Source organism: Streptomyces sp. NPDC056734, assembly GCF_042790455.1.
Lineage (GTDB): Bacteria > Actinomycetota > Actinomycetes > Streptomycetales > Streptomycetaceae > Streptomyces.
In genome coordinates this window covers 330,954-348,089 of the sequence record NZ_JBHTZD010000002.1, presented here as the reverse complement: position 1 = coordinate 348,089, position 17,136 = coordinate 330,954, and the positions used below count along the sequence as shown (strand labels likewise).

The 17,136-nt window shown below is 70.7% G+C and carries 16 protein-coding genes; 9 read left to right on the top strand and 7 right to left on the bottom strand.

Annotated features, from left to right (window positions below; genetic code table 11):
- The first annotated feature begins 481 nt into the window (after positions 1 to 481).
- Genes ACFRFC_RS03565 through ACFRFC_RS03555 form a run of 3 tightly spaced genes read left to right on the top strand, consistent with a single transcriptional unit; the run spans position 482 to position 4,466 of the window.
- Complete coding sequence (locus ACFRFC_RS03565) at positions 482 to 2,611, top strand: helix-turn-helix transcriptional regulator (protein WP_382682063.1); 2,130 nt, start codon at positions 482 to 484, stop codon at positions 2,609 to 2,611.
- Complete coding sequence (locus tag ACFRFC_RS03560; protein WP_382681443.1) at positions 2,608 to 3,600, top strand: hypothetical protein; 993 nt, start codon at positions 2,608 to 2,610, stop codon at positions 3,598 to 3,600. The genes ACFRFC_RS03565 and ACFRFC_RS03560 overlap by 4 nt, the downstream gene beginning before the upstream one ends.
- Positions 3,597 to 4,466 (top strand): DUF6339 family protein, encoded by an 870-nt coding sequence (locus tag ACFRFC_RS03555; protein ID WP_382681446.1) that lies wholly within the window; start codon positions 3,597 to 3,599, stop codon positions 4,464 to 4,466. The genes ACFRFC_RS03560 and ACFRFC_RS03555 overlap by 4 nt, the downstream gene beginning before the upstream one ends.
- A gap of 21 nt (positions 4,467 to 4,487) precedes the next feature.
- Here ACFRFC_RS03555 and ACFRFC_RS03550 read toward each other — a convergent pair whose 3' ends face one another.
- The 5 genes from ACFRFC_RS03550 to ACFRFC_RS03530 all read right to left on the bottom strand — a co-directional run bounded on the left by ACFRFC_RS03550 (position 4,488) and on the right by ACFRFC_RS03530 (position 9,864).
- Positions 4,488 to 5,720 (bottom strand): DNA cytosine methyltransferase, encoded by a 1,233-nt coding sequence (locus tag ACFRFC_RS03550; protein WP_382681448.1) that lies wholly within the window; start codon positions 5,718 to 5,720, stop codon positions 4,488 to 4,490.
- 96 nt (positions 5,721 to 5,816) lie between these two features.
- Positions 5,817 to 6,788: a DNA cytosine methyltransferase gene (locus ACFRFC_RS03545; protein WP_382681451.1), complete on the bottom strand. Its 972-nt coding sequence runs from the start codon at positions 6,786 to 6,788 to the stop codon at positions 5,817 to 5,819.
- A complete protein-coding gene (locus ACFRFC_RS03540; RefSeq protein WP_382681454.1) occupies positions 6,785 to 7,183 on the bottom strand; it encodes a very short patch repair endonuclease in 399 nt (132 codons plus the stop codon). The genes ACFRFC_RS03545 and ACFRFC_RS03540 overlap by 4 nt, the downstream gene beginning before the upstream one ends.
- Positions 7,184 to 7,346: 163 nt before the next feature.
- Entirely contained in the window at positions 7,347 to 8,360 is a 1,014-nt protein-coding gene (locus ACFRFC_RS03535) for a hypothetical protein (protein WP_382681456.1), read from the bottom strand.
- Positions 8,361 to 8,496: 136 nt separating this feature from the next.
- Positions 8,497 to 9,864, bottom strand: coding sequence for an MFS transporter (locus ACFRFC_RS03530; RefSeq protein WP_382681458.1), 1,368 nt, complete (start codon positions 9,862 to 9,864; stop codon positions 8,497 to 8,499).
- Between the two features lie 68 nt (positions 9,865 to 9,932).
- Here ACFRFC_RS03530 and ACFRFC_RS03525 point away from each other — a divergent pair, with 68 nt between their 5' ends.
- The 4 genes from ACFRFC_RS03525 (at position 9,933) to ACFRFC_RS03510 (ending at position 12,883) form a co-directional block, all read left to right on the top strand.
- Positions 9,933 to 10,460, top strand: a complete 528-nt coding sequence (locus ACFRFC_RS03525; protein ID WP_382681459.1) for a winged helix-turn-helix transcriptional regulator — start codon at positions 9,933 to 9,935, stop codon at positions 10,458 to 10,460.
- 268 nt (positions 10,461 to 10,728) lie between these two features.
- Positions 10,729 to 11,010, top strand: coding sequence for a DUF6412 domain-containing protein (locus ACFRFC_RS03520; protein WP_382682065.1), 282 nt, complete (start codon positions 10,729 to 10,731; stop codon positions 11,008 to 11,010).
- A gap of 112 nt (positions 11,011 to 11,122) precedes the next feature.
- Positions 11,123 to 11,833, top strand: coding sequence for a YidC/Oxa1 family membrane protein insertase (locus ACFRFC_RS03515; RefSeq protein ID WP_382681463.1), 711 nt, complete (start codon positions 11,123 to 11,125; stop codon positions 11,831 to 11,833).
- A 192-nt stretch (positions 11,834 to 12,025) separates the two neighbouring features.
- Positions 12,026 to 12,883, top strand: coding sequence for a fumarylacetoacetate hydrolase family protein (locus ACFRFC_RS03510; RefSeq protein ID WP_382681466.1), 858 nt, complete (start codon positions 12,026 to 12,028; stop codon positions 12,881 to 12,883).
- Between the two features lie 83 nt (positions 12,884 to 12,966).
- Here ACFRFC_RS03510 and ACFRFC_RS03505 read toward each other — a convergent pair whose 3' ends face one another.
- The gene (locus tag ACFRFC_RS03505; protein WP_382682068.1) at positions 12,967 to 13,497 is read right to left on the bottom strand and encodes a heme-degrading domain-containing protein; all 531 of its coding nucleotides are present in this window, start codon (positions 13,495 to 13,497) and stop codon (positions 12,967 to 12,969) included.
- An 89-nt stretch (positions 13,498 to 13,586) separates the two neighbouring features.
- Complete coding sequence (locus tag ACFRFC_RS03500; protein WP_382681468.1) at positions 13,587 to 14,699, bottom strand: Gfo/Idh/MocA family oxidoreductase; 1,113 nt, start codon at positions 14,697 to 14,699, stop codon at positions 13,587 to 13,589.
- 83 nt (positions 14,700 to 14,782) lie between these two features.
- Between ACFRFC_RS03500 and ACFRFC_RS03495 the strand changes: the two genes are divergently transcribed.
- Both ACFRFC_RS03495 and ACFRFC_RS03490 read left to right on the top strand, forming a co-directional pair.
- The gene (locus ACFRFC_RS03495; protein ID WP_382682070.1) at positions 14,783 to 15,937 is read left to right on the top strand and encodes an ROK family protein; all 1,155 of its coding nucleotides are present in this window, start codon (positions 14,783 to 14,785) and stop codon (positions 15,935 to 15,937) included.
- Between the two features lie 276 nt (positions 15,938 to 16,213).
- The gene (locus ACFRFC_RS03490; RefSeq protein WP_382681470.1) at positions 16,214 to 16,993 is read left to right on the top strand and encodes a hypothetical protein; all 780 of its coding nucleotides are present in this window, start codon (positions 16,214 to 16,216) and stop codon (positions 16,991 to 16,993) included.
- Positions 16,994 to 17,136: the final 143 nt, after the last annotated feature.

Here is a 17,136-nt window from a genome sequence, read left to right as displayed (position 1 = left end):
GGTGAAGGGGGTGACGCGGTTTCGGGAGTTCTGGTTCCGGCGGGACGCATCGATTTTTTCGCGACGCGGGACGGTTCTGCAATGAATGCTGTGCCGTTCCCTGGGGGCGTCGGGAGACGGGGGAAGATCCGAGCCGGGTGCAGGTTTCCACGCCGGTTCTCTGTGACGCGGTCGAAGGGCGCGGTCCGGCGGACGACATGCTTCCGCCATGGCATTGAAGAATGGTTTTTTCTGTGGCCGAACGCGCCGCATGAGACCCTACGCAGCCGAATCGAGGATCCGCAAGTGGGTTCGTGTGGACATTCCAGGGCGGGCATTCCGATCAACTGGGTTGATTTCGGAGGAATTCCGGCATGAGGTCAATCCTTGATTGCCCGACCGGCTTGTCAAAGGACCTTTGACAGGGGCCTCGCTGTCAAATGATGGGTAGAGTGGCGACGCTGTCCGACACAGACGGAGAAGAACCCGAGAGCAGGTGACCATGGAAGCAGGCGAGGACTTCGGTCCATGGCTGGGGCGGCAGTTGAAGCTCGCCGACATGTCGCAGACCGAGTTGGCCCAGACGGTGGACGTCACGCGCGCGGCCGTCTCGGCGTGGATCACCGGACGGGCGACGCCACGTCCCGAAACGATCGAGCGCATCGCTCGGGCACTGAACACCGACCTGGTCACGGTGCACACCCGCACCACGGACACCCGAGCCGGCCTTCCCGTCGGGTGGTACCACCGACCCGGGCACGCGGACGGCGGCCGGGAGTTGGGCAACGCCGCCGCGTTCGCCTTCGACGCCGATGTGTCGGTGTTGGCGCGGGAGACCTGCCAGAACAGCCTCGACGAGCGGCTCACCGCAGACGGACGTCCCGTTCGCGTGCGTTATACCCTGCACGAACTCACCGGCGAGACGCTCGCCAGGTTCCGTGAGGCCATCCAGTGGGACGCGCTCTTCCCGCACTACGAAGCTGCGGCGGCCCAGGAGCAGAAGGTGGGCCGGGTCATCGACGCGGGCCTGCGTGACATGTACGAGCACGACCGTCTGGTGCTGTTGCGGGTGGACGACTACAACGCGGCGGGCCTGACGGGCGACGACTACGAGGACGGCCGGTTCGCCGCAGTCGTCAGGCGCCAGCTCGACAGCCACAAGTCCGGAGGCTCCTCCGGTGGTTCCTACGGGCTGGGGAAAGCCACGTTGTGGGCCACCAGCAGACTCGGTCTGGTGATCATGAATTCCACGTTGTCCGAATCGCACGAGGGGCGGACCGAGCGCCGTCTCGTCGGACGCCTAGATCTGCCGTGGCGCCGAGTGGACGGCGAGCCGTGGGCCGGGCCGGCATGGCTCGGACGACCCGACCCCGACTCACCCGGAGCCCGAGTCGCGCGTTCCTGGTGGGCCGACGAGGAGACCGTCGAGTCCCTTCACCTGACAAGGGAAAGCGGCGAGCCGGGAACTTCGTTCCTGATCGTGGGTGCCCATGACGTGGCGAGCCTCGTGGACGACGGCTCCGCACCCGACAGCGATGAGGGCGAGGACGACGACAGCATCCAACGGATGCATCACCGGCTCGTGCAGGCCCTCGGCGAGAACTTCTGGGCCGCGATGACAGGAGGTGGCGACCGGCTCCCTCTCCTGGAGGCGTCCGTGCGCACCATGCGCAACGGCGACGTCGTCATTCCCGAGGAGCGCGTCGATCCGTCGACCGTGCAGCCCTCCCGGACGCGAGCCCTGAAGGCGTTCCTCGACGGCACGACGGTGGAGCAGCACACGGAGGTCGGGCAGGTGGCCGCGACCACGGTGCCCCTCAACCTGCCTGTGAAGGGCCGCGGACGAGCCACCCTGGGAGTGCATCGTGCCGTGCTCCTCGTGACGGACGCCGAGGACGCGGACGGCCGACCGAATCGAATCGTGACGATGCGCGGCAACCGGATGACGGTCCGGGACGCCGCTGTTCCCGGGCTGCCCTTGGCCGTCAACCCCTTCCAGGCCGTGCTGCTGACCGGCGAGGCAGCAGGTCCTCAGGCCCCCTTCGCCACCGAGGCGGACTCGTTCCTGCGCGCCGCCGAACCCCCGGAACACAACAAGTGGGGCCGGACCGAGGAGCTGACGCTCACCTACTCTCCCTCGGCGTACCGGCGGATCAACCAGCTCACAAGAGAGACGCATACGGCGATCAAGACGCTGGTCACCCGGCCCAAGAAGGGTCCCGGACCAAGCGGAGGGCGCCTGGTCCGGACGCTGACCGTGGGCGGGAGGAAGAAGAAGCCCCGACTGACAGCGGCGACCATGCCCGTGCTGGAGGAGTTGAACGCGCAAGTGCTCGACAGCGGGGCCTGGCAGGTGGTCGGTGAGATCAGGATTCCGGCCGGCGGCCAGGACTGGCGCCTCACTCCGGTCGCCAAGTTCGAGGTGCGCTCAGGGCCGCGTCCGTACATCGCCTGGGGCGAACTGGTGGGAGTGGACAACTGCCAAGTGGTGGAGGGCACTCTGAGATTCTCCGAGAGTGCGCGCTCCGCCACGTTCCGGGGCGTGACCGACCCCACCACACACGCAGTCCGGACGAGTCTCAGCGGTCTCGTCGTCGAACTGCGCACCGGTGAGGGGGAGGCGCGGTCATGAAGGTGTTCCCGTATCCGCGTCTGCGTGGCACGGTCTCGCTGAGGGTGGACGCGGCGCGGGTCAAGGCACCCGAGCAGTCTCGCGAGCAGCTGGACTCCCGGGCGCGCTCCGTGGTCGAACGAGCCGTCGCTCTTGGCCTGGCCGAGACAGAAGACTGGGAGACCGCGACGTTGACCGTATCGGCGACCGTTCCGTCCAGGGCCACCGATCCGAGTGGACCGTGGTCCGACGTCGCGGTGGTCGCGGTGCTGACGGATCGGGCGACCAATACCCGTGTCACGGCCCGCCTCGCCGCCGAGGAGGAGGGCGGACGCGAATGGCGAGGAGAACTGGAACTACTGCGCTCCGACGTCTTCGACCGCGCCGCGCTGACAGTGCAGGTTGTGGCGACCGTCGATGGGGTACCGGGCCGGATCATCGGGGAGGCGGCCGACGACTGGATCGTCGATGTGAGGAGCGACGTCCCGACTCGGGAGTTGACCTTCGACATCAAGGAACTCGGGTTCTCCGGAGGACCACGATGGCTGCAACGATTCGGCGATGTTCCATGGGTCGTGAACCCCTCGGCAGCCTTGCCCACCGTTCACATCAACACCGACTTCGAGGGCATGGCGGACCTGCTCGGGGCCGAAGGACGGGGACCTGAAGCTCTCGTCAACGAACTGCTCGTGTGTCAGATGGCCGCCGATGTGTGGATCGCCGTCTTCCACTCGGCCATCGGCGACCTGGAGATCGAGGACGACGGCACGCCGCTGTTCCCGCACGGCTGGCAGGGCGAGGTGCTCAGGGAAATGCTGCCCGATGTCGTGCCCGACAGGTCTCTTGAGGACGCGCTGCGTGAAGTGCATCGTCGGCGCGTGGGCGCGACGGGATGGAGCGAACTGCAGCCGCGTATCCAGTACGCGGCGATGCGCCGGGCAGATGTGCCCAGGGCACTTCTGGAGACCGTCCGTGGCCTGGACAAGCTCAAGCGTGAGGACGAGGAATGACGGAGCGGCCGGAACACCTGCCCGAGTACCTGGCTCGGCTCGCGGACGAGGAGGCGACCCCGTTCATCACGGACGGCCTGCTGTCCGGGAAGGACAACGTCCCCGCCATCGCTCTCAACCAGTCCGCCGAACCTCTCCCCGAGAGCCCTCGCCGACGACTTCGCGCGATCAGAGATCTGATCGACGACGTCATGTACCTTCACCGGGACGAACGCCCTACGGCGGCGGATGCCTGGTTGGCCCCGCGCCTGCACGCGATTCTCCGCCTCACCCGTGCCGAGGCCGCGGACGCCGCGTTGTGGAACTACCTCGCCCTCGGGGTGGCTCCCGACTTCGTCGTCTGGAGGCACCTCTCCGACTCGAAGAAGACCGTCAACGCTCGCTATTTCAAGGGTCCTCACTACAAACAGGCATTCGCTCGACTGTGGTGGTCGGCCGAACTCTTCCGTAACGGGCCGGACTACGAACCGGTCGTCGTGGCCTGTGGCAACCAGGACATGTTGAACACGGCGTTGAGACTCGAAGTCATCGACCACCGGCCGACGGCACAGGCATTGGTCCGGTTGCTGAGGCGAGGCGTCGTACGGACGGGTCGTGAAGCGAACGCCCTTGCCAAGGCGGTCAACGCCGCCGCCGCGACGCTCATGTACGACGTGATCGCCCCGGACGGGGGACGCGACGCCGGGGCAGTTCGGAGATGGATCGACGAGGGGGAGGCGGGACTGTCCGTGCTCCACCGTCCGCTGCCCGACGGGCCGGTGGAGGAGCGTGCTCCCGAGGACTCGGTGCAGCGGCTGACCGACCACTTCGCGGAACTGTTCGCGGAGGCGCCGGTGCGGGGAAAGGAAGGGAGCGAGGAGGACTGAGCGGTACGAAGCCGACCGCGGCTAGACGTACTGGACCGGAGGGCTCCAGGTCCTCAGCGCCTTGACGGCTCGTGCCTTGCGTAGGTCGTCCAGCTTCAACGCGGTGCACAGGATGTGTACGGCGAGGAGCGGGGGGATCGCGTTGCCGATCTGCTGCGCGATGTCGGTGCCCCGCCAGGGGTACTCGGCCGGGAATGTCTGCAGGAGGCCGGCCTCACGCAGGGTGAAGCGCTCCTGCTCCGGACCCAGCTCGGGCTCGCCGTCCGAGTCGTGGCCCTTGAGATCGAAGACCCGATTGCGGCTGACCTTGCCGGTGACGGTGGCGGCCGGGGCTTCGGAGGTACGCAGCCCTCGCTTCTCGGGGTCGCCTCCCGACCCGTAGTTGGAACGGACGACGAATTCGGTGGATCGCGAGTCCTTGAGCGCGTCACCCATGGAGACCCATGGGTCCCGAGGGCGGGGCGCGCCGAGCGGATTCTCGAAGATCACATCCTGTTGGACTGCACCGGTCGGTGCCACGCGCTCGGGGACGACGGGGAGGCGTACGGCTCCCTTGCGATAGCGCTGATGAGTCGGAGACGGGAACTCAAGGCTGCGGCCTCCGGTTCCGCGGTGACGGGCGATCAGCACCGCGCGGCGACGCGTCTGCGGCACCCCGTACTCCTCGGTGTGCAGGATGTGGCAGTCGGCGTCGTACCCCAGCTCGCGCAGGATGTCGCGGTACTTCCTCCAGACGGGCAGCACGGTGGGCACCTGTTCGAGCACCACTGCCTCGTACGGATCGGCCTTGAGCTTCTTCTCGACGATCCACCGGAGGGGCTGGAGAACGAGCCCGGTGCGTTCGTCGGTCCACGACAGCTCTTCCGCTCTTCGATCGACCTCTGCCCAGGCTCGTTCCAGATCGGCGACGGTCTCGCTCTCGCCCACTCGCTGGGCCAGGTCTTTCACCTCTTCGAGCGCCTGATGCCCCTCGCGGTTTCCCGCCACCGAGTAGGTCTGGCAGGGAGGGCCTCCGGTGAGGACGCGAGCCGCGCTGACCTCGCGGTCGAGCGGGTTCACCATGGCCACGTCACGGACTTCGGTGGTGCGCAGGCCGGCAGCTCGCCGGGTCGCGCGGGTCGATGCCTCCCATTCGACGCCGATGGTGGGCACACCGAGCACCTCGGCCGCGATGTCCAGTCCTCCCGGCCCCGCGAAAAGATCCACGATGACCGGTTCGTCCTGTTCTGCGTCCCGATGTGGTGCTGGAGTCATGAGGTGGAAGTGTAGCCGTGGGGTGACGCGCCCGCGCCGTCGGCGGGTGGTCGGTCAATAGCCCACTATCGTCGCTCCGACCTGGCCGTTCTCCGTTCAGGAGCGGAGCGCTCGGGCGACGGCTCGGCCCAGTGCCTCGCCCACCGGCGGAGGGGAGGCGTGGCCGACCTGCCGATACCGAGCAGTCTTCTTTCCGGTGATCACCCAGTCCGTCGGAAAGCTCTGCACAAGAGCCGTCTGGTCCACGGTGAGCCGCACCATGCCCTCTTTGCCCAGCTCCGGCGCCCACACGAAGTCCGCCCCTGGGATCTCGTTTCCGAGTGAGTGGGCGTTGACACCCAACTTCTCCCACTTACGCTTCGACCCGGCAGGTCCCAGGTCCGCCCCACCGCGGTTCTTCGAGCCACCGACGAGTGTCGGTGCCACGGTGGTTGCCTGGGCCGCCCAACGCGCGGCGTCCCGCCAGCCACGTGCCCCCATGGAAGGGGCCAGCGCCGTCCCGACCGACACATGCTCGGTCACGGTCGGGACCGGGGGGCGGAACGACGGGAACCACCGCTTCTTGATCGCCACCAGAACGCCTTGCTTGCGGTCCTGGGGCACCCCGAAGTCGGCCGCGTTGAGGACGAACCAACTGAACTCGTAACCGAGGTGCTCCAGTTCGGCGCGGGCGAACTCGCGAAAGTCGCGGAACCTCTCCGAGTCCGCGAGCGTGGGTACATTCTCGATGAGCAACGCCCTGGGCGTGACCGCGTGGGCGAGATAGACGGCCGCCCTCAGCAGTTCTTCCTCCTGGCCGGACTCGGCCCGGGCCGCCGTGGCGTTGGACTTCACCCGAGGCAGCCCTGCGGACAGCAGGTCCACGTCGTAGCTCTCCTGATGATTGCCCGGATCGAAATCCAGCAGGTCCGCCCGGAGTACGTTCCAGTGCTCCCGGTTGGTCTTCAGGGTTCGGTAGGCGTCGGCGTCCTCGTCCAACAACAGCCTTGGCTCGAAACCGGCCCGTTCCAGCCCCAGGGCGAGCCCTCCCGCCCCCGAGCACATGTCCACGAAGGTCAGTGCCTTCATCCGCTTCCCCGTTTCTTTTGGGTCCTTCGTCGTTCGACCGCCGCCGCGACGCGCAAGGCCACATCCTCCGGCGTCTCGTGCTCCCAGAACCGCAGAACCTTCCACCCTGCCGCGGTGAGATGCTCGGTCGTCTCCACATCGCGTTCGATGTTGCGGTCCAGCTTCTTACGCCACCACTCGGCGTTCGACTTCGGCCGTGTGGCGTGCTCGGGGCAACCGTGCCAGAAGCACCCGTCGATCAGGACGGCGACCTTGACCGAGGTGAAGGCCACATCGATACGGCGTCGTGCCATGCCCGGCACCGGATACTCGACGCGATAGCGCAGTCCCGCCGCGTGCAGCAGGCTGCGGACCGCCAACTCGCAAGCCGTGTCCTTGCTGGCTTGCTTGCTCATACGGGCCGAGACCGCGGGGGACAACGGCTTCATCGTGGTCAAGACGCTTGTGCCTCACGATCGTGACTCGGTTCTCTGACCTGGTCGCCGGTTCGTTCGGCCGGATCCATGCGGATCGGTCGATCCGTCCGACCAACGGCCAAGGATCGATTCCATCACGGAGTCAGCCCACCCCATGGCACTCCCCATAGCCCTTCCCCACCCCACACCAACACCCCACCCCCCGCCCCGGCGGCCAGGCCACCGCGCGCCCCCGGGCGGCGAGGGTCGTGGCGTACTGGGGAAGGAGCGTCGGGTCGGAAGGGGACGTGGACTCCGAGGCGGCGAAGGCCTCGTAGGACGGGACCGTGCCGGTGACGATGCCGAGGTTGGGGGTGCCGGAGGCGGCGAGTTCGCGGAGGGAGGACTCTATGGTCGCGAGGTGGGTCCCGTGGGAGGGGTACTCCGACTCCAGGGCGGGGTACGCGGCGAGGAGTTCGGTCAGTTCGGGGGCCGGCCAGTGCAGGACGGCGACCGGGTACGGGCGGGACAGCGCCTCGCGGTAGGCGCCGAGTTCCGCGCGCAGGCGGGAGATCTCGGCCTCCAGCTCCGCCGGGTTGTCGGAGCCCAAAGACCAGACTCGCTTGGGGTCGTGCAGCTCGTCCAGGGTGATCGGCATCGAGTGCAGGCTGTCCGCCAGGATGTCCCAGTCGTCGTGCGGCAGGCCCAGCATGCGGCGGACCCGGTGCCGGCCGAAGAAGAGGGGGTGGGCGGCCACCGGAGGGTGCTCGGCGTCGGCCACCAGGGCCTTCACACCCTGCGTGAATGTCTCCTGCGCCGACTCCAGCTCGTCGTGCGACTCCAGGGACTCCGCGACGATCACCCACGCCGCCGGGTCCCCCGGTGCCGCCGCCCGCAGGCCCTCGATGATCGCCCTGGCCTCCGCCTCATGGCCGTACTCCCACAGGTTCGACGCCTTGAGCGCCCGGACCAGATGCGGGGTGTCCAACGGGCCGTCGGCGGACAGCAGACGGTCGTAGAGGGCGGTCGCGGCGGGGCGGTCGCCGGACAGTTCGCGGTGGGCGGCGGCCCGCAGCAACAGGGCCTCGGCGTCCTCCGGATACAGGTCGGCGGTTCGCTCCAGGCGGGCCGCCTCGGCAGGGTGGTCGACGTTCTCGGCAGGCGTGTCGGGGCGCATGGGTGACACCGTACTGCCGAGGGGTGACATGGCGGGGGGCAGGTGCGGAAGGTGGCCCGGGGAGGTGGGGGTGCCCTCCCGAGGGGCCCCCGCCTCACGCCCACCCCACCCCCATCCCATACCACCTCACCCCACCTCACCCCGCCAACGTCACCCCCACCGCCCCCACCCCCGCCAACCCCGCCGACACCACCAGCGCCAGGTCCGTCCCGCCCCCCGGGCTCGTCGCGACCGCGATGGTCAGGGCCACGCCCGCGCACGAACCGACGTACCGGAACGTCTGCTGCGCGCCCGAACCCATCGCCACCCGCGTCGCCGGTACCGACTGCACCGCCAGCAGCGGCAGCGCGGCGTTGAGCAGGCCGGTGCCGATGCCGCTGAGGACCAGGCCGGGGAGCAGGCGCGGCCAGGAGCCGGAGTCCAGGGCGCCGAGCATGGTCAGGACGCCGGTCAGGTGCAGGGCGAAGCCCAGGGTCAATTGGTGGCGGGAGGAGACCCGGCCCGCGAGCCGCCGCGTCTGCAACGCCACCACGAACGCCAGACCCGCCCACACCAGGAACAGCCACGCCGTCGCCAGCGGCGACAGCCCCAGACCGATTTGCAGCACCGTCGGCAGGAAACTGAACAGGCCGATCACCGCCAGCCCCATGAACAGCCCCCCGGCGGACGACGCCAGGAAGCGGGGACTGCGCAGCAGGGACAGGTCGATCATGGGGGCCCGCGACCGGCGTTCCACCCACCCGAACACCCCGACCAGCACCACCGACGCCAGCAGCAGCCACCCCACCGGCGCCCGCAGCCAGCCGTCCCGGCCCAGCGTCAACGCCGCCACCAGCGCCACCAGCGCCGGCGCGAAGGTCACCGCGCCCAGCACATCCGGCCGCGCGCCCCTGGGCGAACGGGACTCCATGAGCGTACGGGTGCCCAGTCCCGCCACCACCAGCGCCGCCGCGCCCAGTACCACGTACGCCCCGCGCCAGTCGGGCAGCGCCCCGCTCAGCAGCGGGCCCAGCGCGATGCCGCCGCTCACGAACGCGCCCCACACGCCCGTCGCCCGCACCCGGCCCCGAGGGTCCGGGAACGCGTGCGCGATCAGGCCCAGCGCGCTGGCCAGTACCGCCGCGCTCGCCGCGCCCTGCGCCACCCGCGCCAGCGTGAACTGCCAGGTCGTGGTCGTGAGCGCGCCCAGCGCGGTGGTCAGGCCGAGGGCCAGGGTGCCCAGCAGGAAGATCCGGCGGCGCCCGTGGTCGTCCGCGAGGGTGCCGGCGATCAGGAGGAGCGCCGCGAGGCCCAGCGGCATGCCGTTCAGCAGCCATGCCTGCGCGCTCGGCGTGGTGTGCAGCGCGGCGGCGGTGTCGGCGAGCGTCACCATCGGGGCCGTGTACGTCATCAGGGCCAGGGCGGTCGCGGCGCTCGTGACGGCGAGGGTGGCCCGGGGGTTCGGGGCGGTGGCCGGTGATGCCGTCGACGCCCGCTCTTGGGTTCGTTCACTGAACCTATGCATGGCGTGACGGTAGCACCGCTAGGTTCGGTCATTGAACCAAGGGGAGGGAAATTGGCTACAGTGGGGCCATGGCTCTCGGCAAGGACTACGCCACCCAGCAGTGCACGATCGCCCGCGCCCTGGAGGCCGTCGGCGAGCGCTGGACCCTGCTGGTGATCCGCGACGCCCTCTACGGCGTCCGGCGCTACAACGACTTCCTCGTCCACCTCGGCATCCCCCGGGCCGTCCTCGCCGCCCGCCTCCAGGCGCTGACCGCGGACGGGATCCTGGAGAAGCGCCGGTACCAGCAGTCACCGCCGCGCGACGAGTACGTCCTCACCGATCGCGGCATCGCCCTGTGGCCGGTCGTGCGCTCCCTCGGCCGCTGGGGCGTGGAGCACTACGACCAGCAGACCCTGCGCCTCTTCCGGCACGCCGCCTGCGGTACCGAAATCGGCTCGTACGGCGAATGTGCCGCCTGCGGAACTGTCGTGCCCGTCCCGGACGTTGAGATGGTGCCCGGCCCGGGACTCGACCCGGATCCGGCGGACCCTGTCGGCCGCGCCCTGCTCCAACCCAAGCGGCTGCTGGAGCCGATCGAGACGGGCCCGGTGTAGACGACGACGGCTGCACGAACACGAAGCGGACGACGCGAGAGGGGGGGAGGGGCCGGTGCACCTCATGCGTGTGATGCGTGGCATCCATGTCATCCGCGGCATCCTTCTCGTTCGTCTCATCCAACTCATCCAACTCGTTCAACTCGTTCAACTCGTTCGTCTCGCTCGTCTCGCTCGTCTCGTTCGTCTCGTTCGTCTCGCTCGTCTCGCTCGTCTCGCTCGTCTCGCTCGTCTCGTTCGTCGTCCTGCCGTCCTCGTCTCGCTTCCGCTGCTGCTGCTCCTGCCCGTTCTCCCGCTCGTGCTGCCCGACGCCGGCGGGCTCTTCGCCACGGTCGCCCTCGCCGCCACCGCCACGGCCGGGTCCGCGCTCGCCGTCTGCGCGCTGGTCGGCGCGCGGTGCGCACCCGCCGTACCCCCGACGCGGGTGCGTACGGCCATACGGGACCGAAGACGCCGTACGGCCTTCCTGCCCCAGCGTGATCCCGACGCCAAGGGGCGTCCGCGTCCCCGAGCGCCGGGTGCCGCCCTGCCGACGGCCGCCGTCGCGTAGGGCACGCCTGCTCAGCTCCTGCTCAGCTCCTTCTCACCACCCCTCCGTGCCCTCGCGCGGGTCGTCGTGCCGCCCACTCGCGACTCGACCCAGACCCCCGGAGGGATCACCCATGTCCGTTCTCGCACGCCTTGTCGAGCAGCTCGCGGAGCTGCTCCAGCCCCTGTTCGACGCCTCGGCGGCGGCCGCCGCGATCATCCTGATCACCCTCTTCGTACGGCTGCTGGTGCACCCGCTGTCCCGGGCCGCCGCCCGTGGCCAGAAGGCACGGACCGCGTTGCAGCCGAAGATCGCCGAGCTGCGCAAGAAGCACCGGCGCGACCCCGAGCGCCTTCGGCGCGCGCTGCTCGCCCTGCACACCGAGGCCAAGGTGTCGCCGCTGGCCGGACTGCTTCCCGGGCTGCTCCAGATCCCCGTCTTCTTCCTCCTCTACCACCTCTTCTCCAGCTCCTCCCTCGGCGGCGAGACCAATCGACTGCTCACCCACGAACTGCTGTCCGCGCCGCTCGGCGACCGCTGGTTCGACGCGCTGGCCGCGGACGGGGTCCTCGGCGGGGCGGGGCTCGTCTACGTGGGGCTGTTCGTGGTGGTGGCCGCGGTCGCCGGGTTCAGTTACGTACACACCAAGCGGATGATGGCCGAGCGCTCCCCGCTGCCCGCGGGGGATGTGCCGGTGCCGGGGGTGGCCGCGATGACCAAGGTGATGCCCTTCCTGTCCTTCTTCACCCTGGTGACCGTCGCCGTCGTACCGCTGGCCGCCGCGCTGTACGTGGTCACCAGCACGGCCTGGGGTGCCGTCGAACGGGCCGTGCTGTACCGCTGACGGGACCGGCGGACCGGACCGGCGGACCGGACCGGCGGACTGGACCGGACCGGACCGGCGGACCTGCCCCTGGTCCAGTGGATGAACCAGGTATTGCGGAGCGGACCGGGAACTTGGAGGATCAACCAGTCCTCCGATGATCGATGCCCGCATGCGTCGGCGGCGGACGTGCGATCGAGGGAGATGGTGACCATGAAGCTGCTGCGAGTCGGTACGGCCGGGGCGGAGCGGCCCGCGCTGCTCGACACCGGTGGGGTGTTGCGGGATCTGTCCGGGCTGGTGCCCGACATCGACGGGGCGCTCCTCGCCGACGAGGCCGCGCTCGGCCGGATCCGCAGCGCCGCCGACGCCGGTGAACTGCCCGTGCTGGACGCGGACGGGCTGCGGATCGGGCCGCCGCTCGGGCGGATCGGCAAGATCGTGTGCATCGGGCTCAACTACCACGACCACGCCCGCGAGACCGGCGCCGAGCCGCCCAGCGAGCCGGTGGTGTTCTTCAAGGCGCCGGACACGGTGGTCGGCCCGCACGACACCGTGCTGGTGCCGCGCCGGTCGGTGAAGACCGACTGGGAGGTCGAACTGGCCGTGGTCATCGGACGTACGGCCCGTTATCTGGAGTCCGCCGAGGAGGCGCTCGCGCATGTCGCGGGGTACGCGGTGGCGCACGACGTGTCCGAGCGGGAGTTCCAGATCGAGCGGGGCGGTACCTGGGACAAGGGCAAGAACTGCGAGACGTTCAATCCGCTCGGGCCCTGGCTGGTGACCGCCGACGAGGTGCCCGATCCGCAGGCGCTGTCGCTGCGGCTGTGGGTCAACGGGGAGTTGCAGCAGGACGGGTCCACGGCCGAGCAGATCTTCGGCGTGGCGGAGGTCGTGCGGTATCTCAGTCACTTCATGACGCTGTATCCCGGGGATGTCATCAATACCGGGACGCCCGCGGGGGTTGCGCTCGGGCGGCCCGAGCCGAAGCCGTATCTGCGGGGCGGGGATGTGGTGGAGCTGGAAATTGGGGGCTTGGGGCGGCAGCGGCAGGTATTCAAGGACGCGTAGGCGCTCCGCTCGGGGTGCGGTGTCGGGTGCTGGTTCGGGTGCGGGTTCGTGGGGGCTGGTCGCGCAGTTCCCCGCGCCCCTTCTTACCTGCGTTCGTGTTGGGCGGCGGGATCAGTTGCGCCCTCGGCCCCACCAGTCAGGAAATGGTCCAGGGCCTCCACCACGAAGTTGTGGTCCTGTAGTTGGGGGAGGCCCGATACCGTTACCGCGCCGATCACGCCCACCTCTGCCACGGTGATCGGGAAGGCGCCGCCGTGGGCCGCGTACCGGTCCGGGTCCAGGCGGGAGGACTCCTCGAACGTCGTGCCCTTCGCCCGGAAGCGCGCGCCCACCAGGTACGACGCCGAACCGTACCGCTCCACCACCCGCCGCTTGCGGGCGATCCAGGCGTCATTGTCCGGGGTGGCACCCGGCAGCGCGGCATGGAAGAGCTGCTGACCGGACCGGTGGATGTCGATCGCGACCGGCGCCTGCCGCTCCCGGGCCATCTCCACCAGCAGCGTGCCCAGCGCCCACGCGTCGTCGGCGGTGAAGGTACGGAAGACCAGGCGCCGTTCCTGTGCCTCCAGCTCCTCGACGCTCGGCGTCAGCTCCGGCGCGATCCTCGGGCCCACCGAAGGCTTGACGGAGGGCTTGACGGAGGGCTTGACGGGGGGCTTGGCGGACGGCTTGGCCGAGGAGTGCGGGCGGTTGTGGGCGTGGGTCACAGTGTCACCGTCGATCCGTCTCGGGCCGAACGGCGGGCCGCCTCCAGGACATCGAGGGCGGCAGCCGCCTCCGGCGCGGTCACCGGGTTGGGGGCGCCGTCGCGCAGGGCGGCGGCGATGGCCGCGTAGTACGCGGGATAGTCGCCGGGGAGGGTCGGCTCGGGCCGGCCGCCGCCGGTCAGCGGTGACTCCCCGGAGCCGACCCGCCCCCACAGAGCCTCCGGCTCCACACCCCACGCGCCGCCCGTGCCGTCCGCGTCACCCGTACCGCCGGGGCGTCTGCCCTCCCGCAGATCCGCCTCCTGCGGGTCGAGGCCGTACTTCACATAGCCGGCCGCCGAGCCCAGCACCCGGAAACGCGGGCCGAGCTGGGCCGTCGTCGCGGACGCGTAGAGGTGGGAGCGGACCCCGCCGGTGTGGGTCAGCGCGATGAAGGTGTCATCGTCCGTACGCGCCCCCGGGCGCCGGATGTCCGACTCCGCGTACACCGACGCGACCGGGCCGAACAGCACCAGCGCCTGATCGACGAGATGGCTGCCGAGGTCGTACAGCAGACCTCCGATCTCCGCCGGGTCGCCGGACTCCCGCCAGCCGCCCTTCAACTGCGGGCGCCAGCGCTCGAAACGGGACTCGAAGCGCCAGATCTCGCCCAGCTCACCCTCCGCGAGGAGCTTGCGCAGGGTGCGGAAGTCGTTGTCCCAGCGGCGGTTCTGGAAGACGGACAGGAGCAGTCCGCGTTCGTCCGCCAGCGCCGCCAGCCCGCGCGCCTCCGCCGCCGTACCGGCGACCGGCTTGTCCACCACGACCGGCAGGCCCGCCTTCAGGGCGGCGGTGGCCAGCGGCACATGGGTGCGGTTCGGCGAGGCCAGGACGATCAGATCCAGCTCGTCGGCGCGGCCGAACAACTCGTCCACGGTACGCAGGGTCCGTACGCCCGGGAACTCCGCGCGGGCCTGCTCCCGCCGCTCCGGGCTGGAGGTGACCACCGTGTCCAGGACCAGCCCCTCGGTCGCGGCGATCAGCGGGGCGTGGAAGACGGAGCCCGCGAGGCCATAGCCGACGAGACCGACGCGGAGGGGAGTTCCAGACGTACCAGGCGTACCAGTCATGCCGTCCACTTTGGCAACGCTGTTGCCAAAGTGCAAGCGCGGGGGAGAATGGGGCGGTGAACGACGGCAGGACGGTGACCGCAATGGACGGCGCGAACGGACTCGGCGGCGCGGGAGCCAACCTCCCCGCCCTGCGCAGCCACAACACCGCCCTCGTCCTCGACCTGCTGCGCACCGCCGGCACGGACGGCATGACCCGCATCAAGCTCGCCGAACGCACCGGCCTCACCCCCCAGGCCGTCAGTAAGATCACCGCCCGGCTGCGCGCCGACGGCCTCGCCGCCGAGGCCGGGCACCGCCGCTCCACCGGCGGCAAACCGCGCACGGTCCTGCGGCTGGTGCCCGGCGCGGGACACGCCGTCGGCGTCCACCTCGACCGCGACGCCCTGCGCGCCGTCCTCGTCGACCTCACCGGAGCCGTGGTCGGCGAGACCTCCCGCCCGGTGGACCTGGGCGCGGGCGCGCAGGCGGTGGTCCCGGCGGTGGAGCGGATCGTGGCGGAGGTGACGGGGGAGACCGCAGGCGAAACCCCGGGCGAATCCTCGGGCGAAACCCCGGGTACCGGCCGGGGCATGGGGCTGGTGGGTGTCGGCGTCGCCCTTCCCGGCCCGCTCGACCACACCCGTGGCATCCTGCACCGCGTCACCGGCTTCCCCGAGTGGGACGGCTACCCGCTGCGCGCCGCCCTCACCGAACGGCTCGGCGTACCGGTCGTCGTGGACAAGGACACCAACACGGCGGCCCTCCACCTCGCCGTCCACACCACGGCCCGCTCCTTCGCCTACCTCCATCTCGGTACGGGGCTCGGTGCCGGACTCGTCCTCGGCGGCGCCGTGCACCGGGGCGCCCGCACCGGCGCCGGGGAGTTCGGGCACCAGGTCCTCCAGCTCGACGGCCCGCCCTGCACCTGCGGCGACCGCGGCTGCGTCGAGGCCCTGTGCCTGGCGGCGGTCGCCCGCGACGACCTGGCCGAGGCGGCCCGGGTGCTCGGCGCCGGCGCCGCGAACCTCGTCGCGCTCCTCGACATCGACCTCGTCCTGCTCGGCGGCCGGACGGCCACCGCCGCCGGGGAGACCTTCGTACGGGGAGTGGCGGACGTCCTCGACGCCCGCGCCCGGCGGGAGAGCCGGGGCGACACCGCCGTGCCCGTACGGCTCGCCCCCGGCGGGGAGCGGGGCGTCGCCGAGGGCGCGGCACAGCTCCTGCTGGCCCCGGTGTTCGGACGCGCGGACGGGTGACCGGGGCGGCAACCGGACGGGTGGCCGGGGCGGCGACCAAGGCGGCAACCGGACGGGTGACCGTGGCGGCGACCGGACGGGTGGCCGGGGGAGTGACCGGGCGGCGCCCGAGGCAGCGACCGTCGGGAGGGCAGCCGCCCGCACCCCCGCCACGCGTTGCCGAGCACCCCCGCTGATCCACCCGGAGGAATTCCACTGCGCTGATCGAGCGGCGCCCGCCGACCCGCCGGAGTGGCGGCCCGGCCCCGCCACCTCCCCCCGTCATGTCATGTGTTCATGCGACTGGTCACCCCCGCCGCCCTCTGTCTCGCCGCCGTTGCCGTCCTGTTCCCCGCTCCCCCCACCCGCGCCGCCGCCCCCGCCCCCATCTGCGGCGACCCCGGCGGCCGTGACTTCCCCCTCACCACCCGCATCCACGGCGGCCCCGGCTCCTACGCCGCCGGGGGCGCCCCCGGGACCTGGTACGTCGACGTCACCAACACCACCGACCGCACCTGCTCCGGCATCCACCCGGTCGTCGTCCTCGTCGACGAGGAACGGAAGCTGACGGCGGCCCAGCCACGGCTGGAGTTCCACGACGGCGGGCGAGCGCACACCGTACGGTTCGAGACGACCGACGCGGACGAACTGGTCGCCCCCTTCGAGGCCCGGGACTTCGCCGGACTGACGGTCGGGGCCGGTCGTACGGCCCGGGTCACGGTACGGCTGTCGGTCACCGCCGACACCGCCCCCAACGACATCACCGCCACCGCCGCCGTCGTACAGCGCCAGAGGGACGACGGCGACTGGGTGGGCCAGTCGAACGCGTACCGATTTCACGTGGTGCGTACGGGGGAGACGGCGGACAGCGGCGGCGCCGAGGCCGGCCCGGGGACACCCCCCACCCCCGCACCCCCCACCCCCAGCCCCACCCCCACCGCGTCCCCCGGCACCCGCACCACCCTCGCCGACGAACTCGCCAGCACCGGCCTCGGCACCCCGGGCCAGGCCCTCGCCCTCGCCCTGGCCTTCGTCGCCGGCGGCTGCGCGCTGCTGCTCGCCCGCAGGCGACGCTGAGCGTCCACACCGGAACCGGGTGATCGACGGGGTCCGGATCATCACTTCCTGATTACCCTGGGGGGCGTCGGTACGGCGTGGTTCCGGCGCCCCCGTTCAGGCACGTCCCGCCCAGGGACGTTACGCACCAGGAGTGATCGACC